This window comes from Halolamina salifodinae, assembly GCF_017874235.1.
Lineage (GTDB): Archaea > Halobacteriota > Halobacteria > Halobacteriales > Haloferacaceae > Halolamina > Halolamina salifodinae.
The window spans coordinates 827,922-845,753 of the sequence record NZ_JAGGLC010000001.1 but is presented as its reverse complement, the minus strand read 5'-3'; the positions used below and the strand labels follow the sequence as shown (position 1 = coordinate 845,753).

The following is a 17,832-nucleotide window of genomic DNA, read 5'->3' as shown; positions in this document are numbered from 1 at the left end:
TGCGTGTTGACGGTCCTGATGGCCGAGACTGCCCCCGCTATCCTGAGAGCGCGAGGACCGTCAGCCACGCGCCGAGAACGAGTACGAGCGGCCCACCGAGGTATCGGATCTGCTTTTTGAGGCCTGACGTCGGCTCCGAATCGACCGCGCCCCTGTTCCGGAAGCGACCGAGGCGGCGAGGGTACGCCATCATCAGGAGTCCGAGGGCGACGAAGACGAGACCCATCGCGACGTAGCCTTCCCTCATCGTTTTCCGTTTCTCACGAGGCTGTGAAAAGTCTCCCCGAGATGCCGCGCCAGTGTGGCGACGCCTACGCGCCCTCGCCGCCCAGCCGTTCGTCCGCGCGGTGTTCCGAAATCACGCGGTCCATCATGCTCTCGGTCTGCTCGCGCCGGCGTTCCTCGGCGCGGTCCTTCCAGTCCGCAATCGATTCCTCGACCTCGCTCTCGCGGGCCACCGCCAGTTCGTCGATCTCCTGAATCGTCACGGGATCGGCGGGTGCGACGGGGATCTCGTGGTCGAACAGCACCGCATCGGCCTCCTCGGAGAGATTCCCGTTCTTGAGCACCAGTCGCGGGTCGGTCTCGGCCAGCCGTTCGGCCGTCGACGTGCCGGCGCCGCTGGCGTCCCGGAGGTAGACCACGTCGCCGGCGGCGAGGCCGAACTCCTCGTCGGCGCGCTCGACGGCGTCGCGGGTGAACTGGGGCAGGATCTTCACCGCCACCAGATCCCGGTCGCCCGCCACGTCGCTGAAGTTCGAGTGGTCGAGCTTCCAGAGCGTCTTCAGCCGCGCGAGTTTGTCGTGCAGCGCCTCGTTCTCGGCGATGGCCTTGTCGCGCTCACGTTCGAGGCGTTCGGCGCGGCGCTCCAGCCGATTCACCTCGCGGCGTTCGCGGGCCTCGCGGCGCTCCTGCTTGCGGGCGTCGCTGAGTTCGCGCTCGTACTCCAGAATCTTCTCCTCTTTCTCCTCCAGTTTGGCCTCCAGTTCCTCGGTGTGGTCCTGCAGGCGGCCGACCTGCTCCTCCAACTGCCGGATGCGGCGCTCCTCGTCGGTGAGTTCGCGCTCCTCGTGTTCCTCGTCCTCCTGCTCCTCGGCGCCGTCGTCGTCCGAGAGCTCCCGGATCACGGCTTCGACCGACTTCTCGCCCGAAACCACGCGGGCGATGACCTCCTCGCGGTCGAACTTCGGTGGCACCTTCGAGGCGATGCGCTCGAACTGGTCCATGTGGTCGTCGACGGCGTACAGCGCCGCCGCGAGCGCGTCGCGCTCGTGGTCGTTCTCGTGGGCGTGCTCGCGGGTGCGGTGGAGCTTTTCGTCGACCGGCAGGTCCGATTCGGGCGCCCAGCCGGCGGCGTCGAACGTCCGCCGGAACTTATCGACCGTCTCGGGCATCGGCGTCACGTCGGCGGCGACCAGTATCGGGCGACCGCGCTCGATCAGCCACTCGGTGAGTTCGGCCGTATCGCCGGTGCGTGAGGAGTAGAGATCGTGGACGGTGCCGTCGATCCCCACAACTGCGGCGGCCGTCGTCGTCCCGGGATCGATGCCGACGACGACGTGGTCGCGGCGCTTGACGAGCGGCTCGAACTCGATGCCGTCGCGGCGCTCGCGGTCGATCTCGATCCGTACGTCGCCGTTCCGGATCGAGGAGACGGGGATGTCCTCCGGCCGCGCTTCGACGGTGAAAACCGCGTTCGAGAGGCCGCCGTACTTCTCGGTCACGTCCTTCTCGTAGTCGAGGTTCGCGTCGTCGAGGTCGGACTCGACCTCCCGGGCGGCCTTGCGGACGTTGCCGTGGATCCGGCGGGTAAACCGGTCCTCGCTCCACCCGCCACCCCCGCCCGTCGAGCGCCCACGGGAGACTTTCACGGTCGTCGTGTCGCTGAAAGCGGTGACGTGCTGGCCGATGTTCCGGTAGGCCAGTCGCGCCGCTGCCTCGGCTTCCTTCATCGGCTTCTTGGCGTAGGGGACGCCGTGGCGGTTGGCGACTCGGGAGAGTGGTTCCGGCCGGTTCGCGCCGGTGACCTGCACGAGATCCGTGCCGGTGGGGAGGGAGCGAAGGAATCCGACGAGAGCGTTCTTGTCGGCCGCGAGTTCGTACATGTTGTCGACGGCCAGCCGGGTGGGCTCCTCCTGCTCGATGAGTCGGCGGAGCTTCCGGCGCGAGACGGCGTCGCGGTCCAGTCGGTCCTCGTCGGGTCGCAGGATCACGAGGGCGTAGGTCGGCGCGTCGCCGCGGACGTCGCCGCTCTGGATGTCGACGCCGAACACCGGCCCGTCGGTGGGGCTCGGGGCGTTCACACGTCAGATTGGCGCTTGCCGGCTAAATATCCGACGCCGGGGTGGACGCCCGCTACTCCTTGTCCGGGAACGGAATCTCCACCGTCTGGCCGTCCTCGGCGACGAAACACTCGCCGTCGAACGCCGCGCTGGCCTCCCGGCCGAGTTCGCGGGCGTCGCCGGGGTAGCGCGAGGAGATATGGGTCAGCGCCAGCCGTTTCGCGTCCGCCCGCTCCGCGACCTCGCCGGCCTCGCGAGCGGTCGAGTGCCCGGTCGAGCGCGCGCGGTCGGCCATCTCGTCGTCGAACGTCGCGTCGTGGATCAGCAGATCAGGCGCCTCCGCGGCGTCGACGGTGGCGTCGACGGGCCGGGTGTCGCCGGTGTAGACCAGCGAACGGCCGGGCCGCGGCGGGCCGACGACGCGCTCGGGTTCGATCACGCGGCCGTCCTCCAGTTCGACCGTCTCGCCGGCGTGGAGTTTCCCGTAGGCGGGGCCGGGCGGGATCCCCAGTTCCTCCTCGGCTTTCTCGCGCATGAAGCGCCCTTTGCGGTCGTCCTCGACCAGCGCGTAGCCCTGTGAGGTGGTGCGGTGTTCGGTCTCGAACGCGCGGATCTCGAACTCCTCGCGGTCGATAGCGACGCTGCCGGGGGTGACCTCGTTGATCCGGACCGGGAACGCCGTGTCGTGCCCGGCGGCGGTGACGAGGTCACGGACCTGCTTCCGGGAGCCGGGTGGGCAGTGGATCGCGACCGCGTCGGTGCGGTCCTGAAAGTCCCAGGTCTGGAGCAGGCCGGGGAGGCCGAGCACGTGGTCGCCGTGGAGGTGGGTCAGCAGCACGTGATCGACGTCGAAGCCGGTGTTGAACCGCATCATCTGGCGCTGGGTCCCCTCGCCGCAGTCGAAGAGGAACCGCTCGCCCTCGCGGTGCACCATCACGGCGCTGGGACCCCGACGCGTGGTCGGGACGGCGCCGCTGGTGCCGAGGAACGTCGTCCGGAGAGTCATGGGCGGGAGTCGTTCCGGCGAGGATTTACGGCTGTCGACTCCGTGATCGTCGGCGCGCGTGCCCGTCGAGAACGCCCGACCGAGCCCTTCTTACCGCCCGCGCGGCTACGCTGCAGTAATGGACGAACCGCTCTGGACAGAGCGCTACGCGCCCGCCATCGCGGACCTCCCCCAGTCCGAGACCCGCGAGCGACTCGAGCGGGCCGTCGACGAACCGATGAACCTCGTCGTGCAGGGGCCGCCGGGGGCGGGCAAGACCGCCGCCGTGCGGGCGCTGGCCCGCGAGGCCCACGCCGACCCCGACAACGACCTCGTGGAGATCAACGTCGCGGACTTCTTCGACCGCACGAAAAAGGAGATCCGGGAGGACCCCCGGTTCGCGCAGTTCCTCGAGGGCCGGAGCCGGATGGCCAAACGCGACATGATCAACCGCGTGCTCAAGGAGTCCGCCAGCTACGCCCCCGTCTCGGGGGAGTTCAAGACGATCCTGCTGGACAACGCCGAGGCGATCCGCGAGGACTTCCAGCAGGCGCTGCGCCGCGTGATGGAGCAGCACCACCGCACCACCCAGTTCGTGATCGCCACGCGCCAGCCCTCGAAGCTGATCGCGCCGATCCGGTCGCGCTGTTTCCCGGTCCCCGTCCGCGCACCCTCCCACGACGAGATCGAGGGCGTGCTCGCCGACATCCTCGACGCCGAGGCCGCCGAGTACGACGAGGACGGCCTGGAGTTCCTCGCGGGCTACGCCGACGGCGACCTCCGGAAGGCCGTGTTGAGCGCCCAGACCACCGCCGCCCAGCACGAGGAAGTGACGATGCAGGCGGCCTACGAGGTGCTCGACGGCGTGGGCCACGACGACGACCTCTCGGCCGCGCTCACCGCCGCGTCGGAGGGCGATTTCTCCACAGCCCGCTCGACCGTCGACGACCTGCTCGACGAGGGGTACGACGGCGAGGAACTGCTGCAGGAGCTCCTCCGGGTCGCCCGGAGCGACTACTCGGGCGAGAAGCTCGCGCGCCTCCACCAGCTCGCCGGCGAGGCGGGCCTCGACCTCACGGAGGGCTCCGACGACACGATCCACCTCACCCACCTGCTGAGTGCGTGGGCCGCGGGCCACGACTCGCTGCGGGGGGAGGCCTGAATGGTCCGAGGAATTTCGCCCGGCGCGATAAAGTACGGCGTCCCGCCGCTGCTCGCTGGGTTCCTCCTCACGCCCGTCTCCGGCCCGTTCGGCCTTGGACTCGTCGCGCTGGGGATCGCGGCGGTGCTGTTCCACCGCGACCCAGCCCGCGAGCCGCCCGAATCGGGGTACGTCGCCCCCGCCGACGGCAGCGTCTCGGTGATCCGCGAGGAGGAGGGCCGCATCCGCGTGGGGGTGTTCATGAACGTCACCGACGTTCACGTCAACCGCGCGCCGGCGTCGGGAACCGTCGAATCAGTCACCCACCGCCCCGGCGCGAACAAGCCGGCGTTCACGAAGGACTCGGACCGGAACGAGCGCGTCGACATCGACTGTGGGGAGTTCGAGGTGTCGCTGATCGCCGGCTGGTTCGCCCGGCGGATCCACCCCTACATCGAGGAGGGCGACGCCCTCGAACGCGGCGAGCGACTCGGACACATCAGCTTCGGCAGTCGCGCCGACGTGCTCCTGCCCGAACGCGTCGAGTTCGCGGATCTGCGGGTGAAGGAGGGCGAGAACGTGACGGCCGGCGAGTCGGTCGTCGCCGTCGATCCGGCGGCGTAGGCGGCGTAATCAGGGCGGCTTTTCGAGGACGTGCACGTGCCGGGTCAGCGAGCCGTGAACCCGGCGCTCGAAGCGGTCCGTGACCCGCCACTCGGTCGGTGCCACGGCTTCGCGCCAGTCGCGGTCGGCCATCAGCACACAGGTCGCGTCGTCGCCGCTAACCCGTGCGACTTCTCTGAGCGCACCCCCGACGAGGTCCTCCAGCCGGTGAGTCGCGATCTTCGACTGCCGGCCGTAGGGCGCGTCGAAGACGACGCCGCCGACGACGTCGTCCCGGAGCGGGAGTCGGGTCGCGTCCGCGCGGGAAACGTGGGCGTCGACCCCCTCCACGAGTGCGTCGAGGTTCTTCTTCGTCCCGCGGACCATCTTCCACTGGGCGTCGGTCCCGACCACGTCGGCGCCGACGAGACCCGCCTCGATCAGCGTGCCGCCGGTACCGCACATGGGGTCGAGAATCGTCCGCCCAGGCGCCGCGCCGGCGATGTTCGCCAGTGCCCGGGCGTCCATCGGCGCCATGCTCCCGGGTTGGAAGAACGGCCGGTCCGTGGGGCGGCGCTCGCCGAAGCCCCGCTCGGACTCCGTACCGAGCCAGCCCAGCACGCAGACGCCGTCGCTCGCGGGAATTCGTCCGGGTGCGTCGGCGCCCTCCGAGCCGTCCGGATCTTCCAGTCCCTCCGCGGCGGAGAACAGCGCTCGAAGTTCGTGATCGGGGTCGTCGAGGTCGACCTCGTAGCCCTGTGCCACGAGCACGCCGCCGAGTCGGCGCTCGGCGTCGGCGGTGCTCACGCCCGTCAGCCCGCGTACGTCACGTGCGCGGACCGCCACAGTGCCCTCGCGGTCGAACGGCGCCGCCGCCTCGAGCGCAATTTCGGCAGCGTGAATCCCTGCCTCGGTTCGGGCCACCAGCTCGTCGGCGGCGTGGGTATAGGCCAGCCCCCGGAGTCGCTCGCGGTCGACGTGGCCCGCGAGCGCGAGCCCCGGCGCGAGGGGGTCGACGCCGGCCGCCGCGGCCTCGGCTTCGCGGGCCGCGAACGCGTCGTCCTCGCCGGCGAGTTCGAGACAGTACACGCCTCCCGGTGCGCCCGCGGCGGGAAAGAGGCTGGCGTTCCGCCGCCCCGGCGGAGTCGACGCCGTCCCCTCGGGCGGTTCCTTGCTTGCCGGACTCACCAACCTATTTAAACCTCACCCTCGACACTTAAGGCGATGACCGATCCCAAGGAGACGATCACCATCGAGAACGTCGTTGCCTCGACGGGCATCGGCCAGGAGCTCGATCTCCAGAGCGTCGCCATGGACCTCGAGGGCGCCGACTACGACCCCGAGCAGTTCCCGGGGCTGGTCTACCGCACCGAGGACCCCAAATCCGCCGCGCTGATCTTCCGCTCGGGCAAGATCGTCTGCACCGGCGCGAAGTCAACCGACGCCGTCTATGAGAGCCTCGAAATCGTCTTCGAGAAGCTCCGCGACCTGAGCATCCCCATCGAGGAGGACCCCGAGATCACGGTCCAGAACATCGTCACCAGTGCCGACCTGGGCGAGAGTCTGAACCTCAACGCCATCGCCATCGGGCTCGGCCTCGAGAGCATCGAGTACGAGCCAGAGCAGTTCCCCGGGCTGGTCTACCGCCTGGAGGAACCGGACGTCGTTTCCCTCCTCTTTGGCTCCGGGAAGCTGGTGATCACCGGCGGGAAGGCGCCCAGCGACGCCGCCGAGGCCGTCGACGTGATCTCCGAGCGCCTCGCCGAACTCGGGCTGCTCGACTGAGGGATGCTCGTACTCTCCTTGGGCCCGCTGCAGTCCACGACCCTCCCCGTGCTGGCAACGTACGTCGCGTTCGCGGCGTTCCTCTCGTTCACGGCGTTTCTCGCCGCGCGGAATCTGCTCGGCGACGTGTCGCTCCGCCGACACGCGCTCGTGGGGCCGCCCATCGCGGCCATCGCCTTCCTCGCCGCGACGTTCGAACTCCCCTCCTTCCTCGCGCTGGCGGCCGCGCTGGCCGTCGACGCCGCGGCGTTCCGCTATCTCCACGATCTCGGCCGTCGGCTGCTCGCCGCCGCCGTACTGATCCACTTCGTCGTGAGCGTCATCCTCGGCGCGATGCTGTTCGCGCTGGTGGTGCTGATCGGGTCGGCGCCGGTGTAGCGGGAACGACGGCTTAACGCTCCCCCCGCCCCGACCGCTCGACCATGCCCACGCTCCACATCGCGAACGGTCGCGTGCTCCACCCCGACCACTCCGTCACCGAATCGGACGTCCTCGTCGATCAGTCGACCGGTACCATCGAGTCAGTCGCCGACCCCGACCCGGACCCCGATACCGACCCTGCCGAGACCCTCGACGCCGAGGGCGGCCTCGTCATCCCGGGGTTGATCAACGCCCACGGCCACGCCGCCATGGCGCTGCTCCGGGGGTACGCCGACGACAAACCCCTCGACGCGTGGCTGCAGGAGGACATCTGGCCCGCGGAGGGTGAACTCACCGCCGAGGACATCCGTATCGGCACCGAACTCGCCGCGGTGGAGATGATCCGCACCGGGACAACGGGTTTCGCGGACATGTACTTCGAGGAGCCACACGTCGCCGGCGTCGTCGAGGCGTCGGGCCTGCGCGCGATGCTGGGCCACGGCTTCGTCTCCGTCGGCAAGGACCCCGAGGACGCCCGCGCGGACATGGAGAAGAGCGTCAACTTCGCGGACCAGTACGACAACCTCGGCGGCGGCCGCATCTCGACGGCAGTGATGCCCCACTCGCTGACCACCGTCAACGAGGAACTTCTGTGCGACGCCGTCGAGCGCGCCCGCGAGGTCGACGTGCCGGTCCACATCCACGCCAACGAGACCACCGACGAGGTCGACCCCATCGTCGACGAGCGTGGCGTCCGACCGCTGGAGTACGCCGAGGAGATCGGCCTGCTTGAGGACGGCGACTTCCTCGCGCACTGCGTCCACGTCGACGACGAGGAAATCGAGCGACTCGCCGACTCGGAGGCGACGGCGGTCCACTGCCCGGCCTCGAACGCCAAACTCGCCTCCGGGATCGCCCCGGTGCAGGCGATGCTCGACGCCGGGATCACGGTCGGCCTCGGCACCGACGGCGCGGCGTCGAACAACGATCTGGACATGTTCGACGAGATCCGCGACGCCGCGATGCTGGGGAAACTCGGCGCCGAGGACGCCGCCGCGGTGCCGGCCAGCGCGGCGGTCCGGATGGCCACCGAGGGCTCGGCGGCGGCGCTTGGCTTCGACGCCGGCCGCGTCGAGGCGGGCGCGACGGCGGATCTGGCGGTCGTCGATCTGGATGCTGCGCATCTGACGCCCGAACACGATCTGGTGAGCCACCTCGCCTACGCCGCGAGCGGGCAGGACGTGCGCCACACGGTCTGTGACGGGCAGGTGCTGATGGAGGACCAGGAAATTCAGACGATGGACGCCGAGGCGGTGAAAGAGCGCGCGGAAGAGCAGGCCGCGGATCTGGTAGAGCGGGTGGCGTAGGCGTCGCCGCTCCGTCTTTGTCGACCACCTGTTCCTGTCCTGTGTGCGCGTGGCGTTCGACACCGTTTTGCTCCCACTCCCAGAACCCACAGCCATGAGTTCCTACGAGCGCGTCACCGCGCACGTCGAGGACGTCGAGGCCCTGCGCGAGGAGGGTCGCCAGAAGATGGACTGGGCGCTCCAGCACATGCCCATCCTCCAGTCGCTCCGCGAGGATTTCGCGGCCACGAAACCCCTCACGGGCGAGACCATCGGGATGGCGATGCACGTCGAGGCCAAGACGGCCGTGCTCGTCGAGACGCTCGCCATCGGCGGCGCCGAGGTCGCGGTCACTGGCTGCAACCCGCTCTCGACCCACGACGACGTGTCCGTCGCGCTGGACGCCGTCGACAACGTCACCTCCTACGCAGTGCGGGGGGTCGACGACGAGGAGTACTACGCCGCCATCGAGTCCGTCATCGACCACGAGCCGACGATCACGGTCGACGACGGCGCGGACATGGTGTTCCGCATCCACCAGGAGCACCCCGAACTGATCGACTCCATCGTCGGCGGCGCCGAGGAGACGACCACTGGGGTCCACCGCCTGCGCGCGATGGACCAGGACGGCGAGCTGAAGTACCCGATGTTCGCGGTCAACGACACCCCGATGAAGCGCCTGTTCGACAACGTCCACGGCACGGGCGAGTCGGCGCTTTCCGCTATCGCGATGACCACGAACCTCTCGTGGGCCGGCAAAACCGTCGTCGTCGCCGGCTACGGTTACTGCGGGCAGGGCGTCGCCAAGAAGGCCGAGGGTCTGGACGCCAACGTGGTCGTCTGTGAGGTCGAACCACGCAAGGCGCTCGAAGCGCACATGGAGGGCTACGACGTGCTCCCGATGGCCGAGGCCGCCCGGCAGGGCGACGTGTTCATCACGACCACCGGGAACCGCGACGTGATCACCGAACTCCACTTCGAGGAGATGCAGGACGGCGCCATCCTCGCCAACGCCGGCCACTTCGACGTAGAGATCAACCTCGACGAACTCGACGACCTCGCGGTCGACCGCTACGAGGCACGCGACGGCGTCGAGGCGTTCGAGATGGAAGACGGCCGCCGACTGAACGTGCTTGCGGAGGGACGGCTGGTGAACCTGGCCGCGCCTGTCGGCCTGGGCCACCCGGTCGAAGTGATGGACCAGTCCTTCGGGATTCAGGCTGTCTGTGTCCGGGAGATCGTCGAGAACGGCGACAGCTACGAGGCGGGCGTCCACGAGGTGCCGGACGAACTGGACAAGGAGGTCGCACAGATCAAACTGGCTGCGGAGGGTGTGGAACACGACGGGCTTACTGACGAGCAGGTCGAGTACATGGCCTCGTGGCAGCACGGGACCTGATTCGGTTGTAGCGTTTCTTTTTGGCGTGCTTTTGAGTGGGTTGTTGCGACAGCGACCGCGAACAGCACCGCGGAGTTCCCATGACCACTTGTGACCGCACCGCCGCGCGCCGCAGCCACAGCCTCCCCAACCGACTCGCTCGGGCTTAACCCTCGCTCGTCCCTCGCGCTGAGTCGCGACACAAGGTCGCGTCCGCTTCGCGCCACCGCCGCCGCGGTTGCGGTGGACGCCTCGCGCTCGCGCCTGTCGCGAGCGCGGGGGGAGGGGTGGGGACTCGGGACTGCGCCGGGGCTTGTCCCCGGCGCCCTGCGGCCGCAAGTTGCCAACGATCAAGCTGCTGTTGCTGTCGTCGTCGTTCTTCCAGTGAGCGCCCTCCCAGATCCCACCGAACACACCAAACCCCGCGACGCCAACCCATCACCGACCACCTTTTCCCCACCCACACCACACCACAACCCATGCCCACGAACCGGAAAGGCGACCGACGGGAGCGCGAACTCGTCAACCGCCTCGACGACACCGGCTTCGCCGTGATGCGGGCCCCCGCCAGCGGCGGCGCCACCCAGCGGGAACTCCCGGACGTGCTCGCGGGCAACGCCGACGCGTTCTACGCCATCGAGGCCAAATCCTCCGCCGGCGACCCGATCTACCTCACCGGCGAGGAGGTCCAAGCACTCGTCTACTTCGCCCAGAACTTCGGTGCCAAACCCCGCATCGGCGTCCGCTTCGACCGCGAGGACTGGTACTTCTTCCACCCCGGCGACTGCTACACCACCGATGGCGGCAACTACCGCGTGAAAAAGGAGACCGCGCTGGCCAACGGCGTCGACCTCCCGGAACTGGCTGGCGACACGCAGAAAGTCACGCTGGAGGAGGCCACCGACCGCGGGCACGCCAACCCCGACGGTGGCCACGGCGACGCTGACGGGGCCGACGACGGCGTCCGAAAGCTGCTGCAGGCCGTCGCCGACGGCACCCTCAGCGTCGAGGAGGCCGCCGACGCGCTCGCGTGAGCCGCATCGAAGTGCTTTAGGGTGCGCCCCGGCGATTCGCTGTATGGAAATCGAGGAGGGCATGGGGCGAAAGATCGTGCTCTCGATCGCCGCCGTCCTGCTGTTCATCGCCTCGTTCATCTTCGTCGGTACCAGCTACGGTGGCGCCGACGGACTCACCGAAACCGGCGGGCTCGCGCTGCTGGGCGCGCTGGTCGGCTTCATCCTGCTGATGGGTGCGCTGGGCGTCTACTTCGCGAGTCAGGACTGAGCTAACTCCCGTTCGCGCCAGTCGACCCGGTCGTCCGGGTCGGTCTCCCTGACGCGCTCACGGTAGAGCACCAGCGGGTGGTTCGACCGCTCGCGGTGCCCGTTCTGGTTCGTACAGATCCCGTAGGCCGATAGCGTCTCACACGACGGCGTCGGGTACTGCGCGCCGCGTTTCTCGCCGAGTCGCTCGACCGCGTAGCGCACCTGCCGCGGATCGAGCGTCGTCTCCGCACAGAACGCGACCGCCTCCTCGGCGTCGAGGCCGATGGCCGCGAGGAAGGAGAGCAGCGCGAACGACTCGGTTTCGTCCAGTTCCTCGCTCTCGGCGCGCTCCCGGAGGGCGTCGATGCACTCCGGGAACAGGTCGGGGAGCACGGCGTCGATGTCGCCGGCGACGACGCGCTCGCCCAGCAGGTCCCGGAGCGAGGAGAGCGGTTCCGCGAGCGCGTCCTCTAGTGCATCCTGGCGCTCGTCGTCGTCGCCGAAATCGAACGGCAGGCCCGCCAAGACCCGACGGCGGACGGCCTCCACGAGCAGGCCCTGGCCGTCGGAGCCGTACAGTTCGCCGCGCTGGGTTCGGACCTCGCCGTCGGCGAGTTCGCGGTTGACGAGGCGCCACGCCTCGCCCCAGTCGCCCGAGAGCAGGAGGAACTGCTCGACGCCGACGCGGTACCAGTCGCGGTCGGTCGCGCCCGCGCTGCGGTTTCGGTCGGCGCCCGCGAGGCGTTCCTCCCGGACCGCGTCCTCGAGGTCAAACTCCCGGAGAATTTGCGGCAGCGAGACGGAGGCGTCGGTCGTACTCCGGAGGCCGTCGTCGCCGCCAGTCACGTCGTCGGCGAAGCGCGCGGCCGCGGTGGCGGCCTCCGCGGTGGCGTACTTCTCGACGGCCCGCTCCTCCGCCAAGAGGGAGACGAGCACGCGCGAGACGGGGTAGGAGAGCAGTTCGGCTTCGTCGCTCCAGCGGCTCGGCTCGGCGGGCGCGGTGGTGCCTTCGGTCAGCGCGCGCTCGACGCGCTCGCGGCCGCGCTCGACGGCTGGGGCGCCCGATTCGGCCAGTTCGGGCACCGGAGCCCCCACCTCCCCGACGGCCTCGCGGGCGTCGTCGAAGAAGGGGTAGCGGGCGTGAAGCGGCTGCATACCCCGGGCTTTCGGAGCGGACCGAATAAGGACTTCGGACCTCGACCTTTTTGCTTCGTCGGGTGGGCCTGCGGCCCACCGCTCCTCGCAAAAAGCTCGACCAAAAAACCGCCCCGCTCGCTCGGGCTTCGCCCTCGCTCGCGGTCAGTTACTCGTCCTTCAGCGACAGCGACGCCAGCAGCGCCTCCAACTGCACCTGCTCGTTCGCGCCCTCGGCGATGCGGTAGTCGGCCTCGCCGAGTCGCTCCAGCAGGCGCACGACCGCGCGGTCGTCGAGGTCGAACTCCCACGCTGAGCGGTGGAGCTGGTCGACGATGTCGCCGCCGGCCATCCCCACGTCGGTCAGGAGGGTGTCAAGCGTCGCGCGGGCCTTCGGGAAGTCGCCGGCGACGGCGGCGGCGACCATCTCCTCGACCTCCTCGGGCCGGGCGGTGGCGGTGACGGTATACACCGCTTCCTCGTCGACCACGTCGCCGGTCGTCGCGGCGGCCTGGAGGTTGTTGATCGCGCGGCGCATATCGCCGTTGGCGGCGTAGACGAGTGCGTCGAGGCCCTCCTCGGTGATCTCGATGTTCTCGGTCTCCGCGATCTCGCGGATCTGGCCTGCGATAGCCTCCTCCGAGAGCGGGGAGTAGCGGAACACCGCACACCGGGACTGGATCGGGTCGATGATCTTCGAGGAGTAGTTACACGAGAGGATGAAGCGGGTGTTGTCCGAGAACTGCTCCATCGTCCGGCGGAGCGCGGACTGGGCGTCCGAGGTCAGGGAGTCGGCCTCGTCGAGGAAGATGATGCGGTAGTCCTCGCCGCCAAAGGCCGAGCGCGCGAAGTTCTTGATTCGGTCCCGCACCACGTCGATCCCGCGCTCGTCGGAGGCGTTGAGTTCGAGGAAGTTGCCGCGCCAGTCGTCGCCGTAGATCTCGCGGGCGATTGCGGTTGCAGTCGTCGTTTTACCAACTCCGGCAGGACCTGTAAAGAGCATGTGCGGCAGCTCACCGCCCTTGACGTAGCTTTTCACGCGCTCGATGGTTTCTTCCTGCCCGTGGATGTCGTCGAGGGTCTGGGGCCGGTACTTCTCGATCCAGATCTCCCGGCCCGTCTCCTCGGCGTCGGCGTCGCTCATACCTGAATACGGGCGCGGCCGGGGCATAAACGGACCGGAGATGGGCCGATTATCTGGGTTATTAGCGGTGGTGACTGATTACGTGGAGTTCGTTCTCGAAGTGGTGAACAGCACCGAGAAAGCCCCTGTCGGCTCGGCTCCCGGGACTCGCTGCGCGCTTCGCTCCGCTCCAGTGCTTGCTTCGTCCGGGTTCGCCGAGCCGACAGCCCCTTTCAGTCCCACCCACTGCCCACATCCTCCCCAGCCGATTCGCTCACTTCGTTCGCTCATCCCTCGCGCGCTCGTTCGCGCCAACGCGTTGTGCGGGCGACCCGTGCGTCGCCCGCACGGCCAGCGAGAGCTTCGCTCTCGCCCTGCTCACGTCACGCGCCACCGCCGCCGCGGTGCAGTTGCGGAGCGGTGGACGCTTCGCGCTCGCGATAGTCGCGAGCGCGGGGGGAGGGGTGGGGACTCGGTGCTGTGCCGGGCCTCGTGCCCGGCACACTGCGGTCCCAGAGTCCAACGAACGAGGTGCTGCCGACACAATCATCGGCCCCAAAGAGCCCAATAACCCAGGAGGACAACCCTCAAACCCGCGGCCCGTCCACCCGCGAGTATGGAGGTCAGCGTCGAAATCGTCGGCGAGGACGAGCGAACCGTGACGGTCCCCGACGACGCCGACTACGCCGCGGTCGTCCGCGAGGTGGGCTACAGCCCCCACGAGGTGACCGTGCTCGTCGACGACTCGCCCGTCCCGGAGGACGCCCCCGTCGCCGTCGACCACGTCCGAATCCTGCGCCTGATCGCCGGCGGCTAACGGCGTCGGCGTTTTGTACTCCCGGCCCGTCGTCGGGGTATGAACAGCGGGTTCGTGCTGCCGAACGTCGGGCCCGGCCCCGACCCGCTCACGTTCGCGGATCTGGAGACGGAGTTCGCGGTGCTGCTGTTGCACCGGGATTTCTACTGCAGCGAGTGCCGACAGCAGATCCGCCGCGTGAAGAAACGCTACGACGAGTTCGAAACCCGGAACGCCGAGGTGCTGTCGGTGCTGCCCGAGGACCGCGAGACCGCCGCGGAGTGGCAGAAGCAGTACCACCTGCCGTTCCCGGTGATCGCCGACGCCGACACCGAACTCGGCGACCACTTCGAGCAGCCGACCCGGTTCGGCCTGCTCGGCCGGATCCACGACGTGATCGGACGAATGCCCGCCGTGATCGTTCTCGACCTGCGCTGGTCCGACCCGATCGAGACGTTCGCCCACCGCGGGGACTCCCGCACGGATCGCCCGCGCATCGACGAGATCCTCGACGCGCTGGACCACGCCGCCACCCTCGACGCCGACGACGCCGCCGACTCCTCGCCGAATATCGACCGGATCGCCCCCCGGTCGGAGAGCGAACGGGTCATCGACGATACTGGTTCGACAGCGTCGACAGACTCGGCGAACTCGACCAGCGAGGCAGCGACGCCTGAATCGGCCGCCGAGTCCGCCGAACCCGCCGAGTCCGCCGACTCGACGCCCGCACCCGACGACGCGCCGGAACCGGACCAAGGGGCGGAAGTGCTCTCGCGCAAACAGCCGCCCAAGCCCCAACGCCCGCTGGAAACGCCCGCTGGCGTCGATCTCCCCGCCGGGATCGAACTCCGGCGCGGCGGCAACGACGACGTGGTCGACGCGATGCGGGTGCTGCAGGGCGCGCTACTGGACATCGACGGCTCCACCGTCCGCGACGCTGCGCCGGAAGGCGAGGTCCTACTGGCCGAGGACGGCGACTGGGTGATCGGCGCGCTGGTGATGCGCGAGGGACATATCGAGGGCGTCGCCGTCCGGCGAGAACACCGCGGCCGGGGCATCGGCGCCGCGCTCGTGCAGGCCGCCGTCGCCGACGAGGGTGGCACCGTCACCGCGGACTTCCGGGCCGGCGTGCGTGGGTTCTGGAAATCTGTCGGGTTCGAAGTCGAACGAGAGGGGAGTCGGTTCTGGGGCCGGCGGACGGTCGACTGACCGCCGACTCAGACCAGCGGCGCGACGAGTTCACGGCCAGCGTCGAGTACCGCCTCGACGCGGGCCTCCGTCGACGCCTCGGCGTAGACCCGGAGTTTCGGCTCCGTCCCCGAGGGCCGGACCAGCAGCCAGGACCCGTCCGCACAGAGGAGTTTGAAGCCGTCGACGGTGACGGTACGCTCGACGGCGACGCCGGCGATCTCGTCGGGGATCACGTCCTCCAGTTCGTCGATCACGCGAGCCTTCTGGTCGTCGGGGCAGTCGACGCTGAGTTTGTCGGCGACGATACCGCCGTGTTCGTATTCGATACGTTCGATGCGGTCGTCGTACGGTTCAGCGGCCTCGACGGCGCAGGCCAGCAGCGCCATCAGCACGCCGTCCTTCTCCCGGATGTGCCCGCGGATCGAGAAGCCGCCGGACTCCTCGCCGCCCATCAGCGCGTCGTGTTCGCCCATCGCGTCGGCGACCCACTTGAAGCCGACTGCGGTCTCGATCACGCGCTCGCCGTGGGCATCCGCGATCCGGTCGATCAGGAACGTCGTCGATACCGTACGGACTGCCGGCCCCGAATTTTCCTCCAGCAGCGCGTCGTACGTCGCGGCGAAAAAGCGGTTCTCGCCGAGGTAGCCCGCGGGCGTCGCCACCGCGATGCGGTCGGCGTCGCCGTCGTTCGCGAGGCCGATGTCAACGTCGCCGTCGACGACCCGTTCGGTCATCGCGTGGAGGTTCGACTCGGCTGGTTCGGGGGCGCCGCCGCCGAACTCGGGGTCGTCCTCACAGCGCAGGCGCTGGACCTCGGCCCCTGCACGTTCGAGTACGGCGTCGGTCACACCCCGACCGGAGCCGTGCATCGCGTCGTAGGCGACCGTCACGCCCGAGAGGTCGAGGTTTCCGTCGGCGTCGGTCGGCGAGAACCCCAGCGAGGCGACGAGGTCCGTAACCGCCTCGACGTGTGGGGTCACGAGGTCGTCCCGGACGACCATGCCGTGCTCGGACTCCGGGAGTGGTTCGGGTTCGCGGAGGTTCGCCTCGATGCGGTCGGTCACGTCGGGCATCGCCGGCGCGCCGTCGCCGGGGAAGTACTTGATCCCGTTGTACTCCGGGGGGTTGTGGGAGGCAGAGAGCACGACGGCGCCGGCACAGTCCCGGTCGACGACGGTCCAGACCGCGACCGGGGTCGGGCAGTCTCGCTCGGGGAGAATCACGTCGAACCCGTTTTTCGTGAGCACGTCGGCGACGCTCTCGGCGAACCCGGGCGAGGAGGCTCGCGCATCGTAGCCGACGACGACGGGGCCCTCGGCGTCCGCCTCGCGGAGGTAGTCGGCGACGGCCTGGGCGACGATGCGGACGCGGTCGTCGGTGAACGTGTCCAGCGTCGCCCGCCAGCCGTCGGTCCCGAACTGGATGGCCTCGGTGGGATCGGTCATACAGTGGCGTTCGCGGGTGGGGCAGAAAAAACGGGGCTGTCGCCGACCGACCCGTTTTTCCCGGGGAGCCGTGAACCGCGACGGCATGACCAGAGTCGTCGCCGTCAGCGGGAGTCTCCGCGACGGAAGCTACACGAAGGCCGCCCTCCGCTACGCGCTGGACGCCGCCGAAACCGCGGGTGTCGAGACGGAACTGATCGATCTGGCGGAAGCGGACCTGCCACTGTACGACCCGGACCGGGCGACCGCCGAGGCTGGGGACGCCGAATCGCTGCTCGCGACGGTCCGGGAGGCCGACGGCGTGATCCTCGGCTCCCCCGTCTACCACAGTTCCTACTCGGGAGGGCTCCGGAGTTTCCACGACTACTGCGGCTTCGACGAGTACGAGGAGACGGTCGTCGGCCTGCTGGTCGCCGCGGGCGGCGGCACCATCGCCGATACGCTGAACGACATGCGCACCACCGTCCGCGGGGTCCACGGCTGGGTGCTCCCCTCGCAGGTCGGCCTGCGCGACGCCGGCGACCGGTTCGCGGAACGGACCCGAGAGCCAGCACCGGACGAAATCGGCGCGGCGAGCCAGTACACGTTCGTCGACGACGACCTGCGCGCCCGCACCTGCAAACTCGGCTACCGAGTGGGGACGTACGCCCGGCGCGCACCCGAGTTCATCCGGATCGAGGGCGAACCCGACTGGTAGCGCCGACTCCGGACTGGTGTTGGTAGAAACAGCCTACTCCATCTCCGGCGCCGGCGAGGACTCGACCAGCCGTTCCTTCTCGGTTCGGGAGAGCTGTTTGATCGCGTACTCCCGGGACATCGCGGCGGACTTGCTCTCGAAGGACTCGACGTGGACCAGATCGACGGGCGTCCGGCCGCGGGTGTACTTCGCGCCCTCGCCGGCGTCGTGTTCGGCGACGCGCCGGGCCACGTCGGTGGTGTAGCCCGTGTACAGCGTGCCGTCCGCACACGAGAGGACGTAGACGTAGTGCACGGGGACT

At 69.2% G+C, this 17,832-nt stretch carries 19 protein-coding genes; 11 read left to right on the top strand and 8 right to left on the bottom strand.

Features of this window, described 5'->3' with window-relative positions; all coding sequences use genetic code 11:
- Nucleotides 1-37: 37 nt before the first annotated feature.
- The 3 genes from J2753_RS04465 to rnz form a co-directional block, all read right to left on the bottom strand.
- Nucleotides 38-247, bottom strand: a complete 210-nt coding sequence (locus J2753_RS04465; RefSeq protein ID WP_209490705.1) for a hypothetical protein — start codon at nucleotides 245-247, stop codon at nucleotides 38-40.
- Nucleotides 248-311: 64 nt separating this feature from the next.
- Nucleotides 312-2,303 carry a DUF460 domain-containing protein gene (locus J2753_RS04460; protein WP_209490704.1) on the bottom strand — a complete coding sequence of 664 codons (1,992 nt, stop codon included), beginning with the start codon at nucleotides 2,301-2,303 and terminating at the stop codon, nucleotides 312-314.
- A gap of 52 nt (nucleotides 2,304-2,355) precedes the next feature.
- Complete coding sequence (gene rnz / locus J2753_RS04455) at nucleotides 2,356-3,288, bottom strand: ribonuclease Z (RefSeq protein ID WP_209490703.1); 933 nt, start codon at nucleotides 3,286-3,288, stop codon at nucleotides 2,356-2,358.
- A gap of 118 nt (nucleotides 3,289-3,406) precedes the next feature.
- On the opposite strand from rnz, the gene J2753_RS04450 reads away from it, so the two are divergent.
- The gene (locus J2753_RS04450) at nucleotides 3,407-4,429 is read left to right on the top strand and encodes an AAA family ATPase (protein ID WP_209490702.1); all 1,023 of its coding nucleotides are present in this window, start codon (nucleotides 3,407-3,409) and stop codon (nucleotides 4,427-4,429) included.
- Entirely contained in the window at nucleotides 4,430-5,032 is a 603-nt protein-coding gene (locus tag J2753_RS04445; RefSeq protein WP_209490701.1) for a protein sorting system archaetidylserine decarboxylase, read from the top strand.
- A 9-nt stretch (nucleotides 5,033-5,041) separates the two neighbouring features.
- Here J2753_RS04445 and J2753_RS04440 read toward each other — a convergent pair whose 3' ends face one another.
- Nucleotides 5,042-6,100 (bottom strand): methyltransferase domain-containing protein, encoded by a 1,059-nt coding sequence (locus J2753_RS04440; RefSeq protein ID WP_209490700.1) that lies wholly within the window; start codon nucleotides 6,098-6,100, stop codon nucleotides 5,042-5,044.
- A gap of 135 nt (nucleotides 6,101-6,235) precedes the next feature.
- Here J2753_RS04440 and J2753_RS04435 point away from each other — a divergent pair, with 135 nt between their 5' ends.
- The 6 genes from J2753_RS04435 to J2753_RS04410 all read left to right on the top strand — a co-directional run bounded on the left by J2753_RS04435 (nucleotide 6,236) and on the right by J2753_RS04410 (nucleotide 11,164).
- Complete coding sequence (locus J2753_RS04435; protein ID WP_209490699.1) at nucleotides 6,236-6,796, top strand: TATA-box-binding protein; 561 nt, start codon at nucleotides 6,236-6,238, stop codon at nucleotides 6,794-6,796.
- A gap of 3 nt (nucleotides 6,797-6,799) precedes the next feature.
- A complete protein-coding gene (locus tag J2753_RS04430; protein WP_209490698.1) occupies nucleotides 6,800-7,174 on the top strand; it encodes a DUF7473 family protein in 375 nt (124 codons plus the stop codon).
- A gap of 44 nt (nucleotides 7,175-7,218) precedes the next feature.
- On the top strand, nucleotides 7,219-8,523 hold the full coding sequence (locus J2753_RS04425; protein ID WP_209490697.1) for an amidohydrolase: 1,305 nt from the start codon (nucleotides 7,219-7,221) through the stop codon (nucleotides 8,521-8,523).
- A gap of 94 nt (nucleotides 8,524-8,617) precedes the next feature.
- Nucleotides 8,618-9,901: an adenosylhomocysteinase gene (locus J2753_RS04420; protein ID WP_209490696.1), complete on the top strand. Its 1,284-nt coding sequence runs from the start codon at nucleotides 8,618-8,620 to the stop codon at nucleotides 9,899-9,901.
- 458 nt (nucleotides 9,902-10,359) lie between these two features.
- Entirely contained in the window at nucleotides 10,360-10,914 is a 555-nt protein-coding gene (gene hjc, locus J2753_RS04415) for a Holliday junction resolvase Hjc (protein ID WP_209490695.1), read from the top strand.
- Nucleotides 10,915-10,957: 43 nt separating this feature from the next.
- On the top strand, nucleotides 10,958-11,164 hold the full coding sequence (locus J2753_RS04410) for a DUF7472 family protein (RefSeq protein WP_209490694.1): 207 nt from the start codon (nucleotides 10,958-10,960) through the stop codon (nucleotides 11,162-11,164).
- On the opposite strand, the gene J2753_RS04405 is transcribed toward J2753_RS04410, so the two are convergent.
- Nucleotides 11,155-12,300, bottom strand: a complete 1,146-nt coding sequence (locus J2753_RS04405; protein WP_209490693.1) for a DNA primase — start codon at nucleotides 12,298-12,300, stop codon at nucleotides 11,155-11,157. The two genes, J2753_RS04410 and J2753_RS04405, sit on opposite strands and share 10 nt — an antisense overlap.
- A gap of 148 nt (nucleotides 12,301-12,448) precedes the next feature.
- Nucleotides 12,449-13,423, bottom strand: coding sequence for a replication factor C small subunit (locus J2753_RS04400; RefSeq protein WP_209490692.1), 975 nt, complete (start codon nucleotides 13,421-13,423; stop codon nucleotides 12,449-12,451).
- Between the two features lie 595 nt (nucleotides 13,424-14,018).
- Here J2753_RS04400 and samp2 point away from each other — a divergent pair.
- Together samp2 and J2753_RS04390 are read left to right on the top strand one after the other, a co-directional pair.
- Entirely contained in the window at nucleotides 14,019-14,219 is a 201-nt protein-coding gene (gene samp2, locus J2753_RS04395) for a ubiquitin-like small modifier protein SAMP2 (RefSeq protein WP_209490691.1), read from the top strand.
- Between the two features lie 39 nt (nucleotides 14,220-14,258).
- Nucleotides 14,259-15,407 (top strand): GNAT family N-acetyltransferase, encoded by a 1,149-nt coding sequence (locus J2753_RS04390; protein ID WP_209490690.1) that lies wholly within the window; start codon nucleotides 14,259-14,261, stop codon nucleotides 15,405-15,407.
- 8 nt (nucleotides 15,408-15,415) lie between these two features.
- On the opposite strand, the gene J2753_RS04385 is transcribed toward J2753_RS04390, so the two are convergent.
- The gene (locus J2753_RS04385; protein WP_209490689.1) at nucleotides 15,416-16,834 is read right to left on the bottom strand and encodes a phosphoglucomutase/phosphomannomutase family protein; all 1,419 of its coding nucleotides are present in this window, start codon (nucleotides 16,832-16,834) and stop codon (nucleotides 15,416-15,418) included.
- A gap of 85 nt (nucleotides 16,835-16,919) precedes the next feature.
- Here J2753_RS04385 and J2753_RS04380 point away from each other — a divergent pair, with 85 nt between their 5' ends.
- The gene (locus J2753_RS04380; RefSeq protein ID WP_209490688.1) at nucleotides 16,920-17,531 is read left to right on the top strand and encodes an NADPH-dependent FMN reductase; all 612 of its coding nucleotides are present in this window, start codon (nucleotides 16,920-16,922) and stop codon (nucleotides 17,529-17,531) included.
- Nucleotides 17,532-17,564: 33 nt separating this feature from the next.
- Here J2753_RS04380 and J2753_RS04375 read toward each other — a convergent pair whose 3' ends face one another.
- Complete coding sequence (locus J2753_RS04375; RefSeq protein WP_209490687.1) at nucleotides 17,565-17,825, bottom strand: GIY-YIG nuclease family protein; 261 nt, start codon at nucleotides 17,823-17,825, stop codon at nucleotides 17,565-17,567.
- Nucleotides 17,826-17,832: the final 7 nt, after the last annotated feature.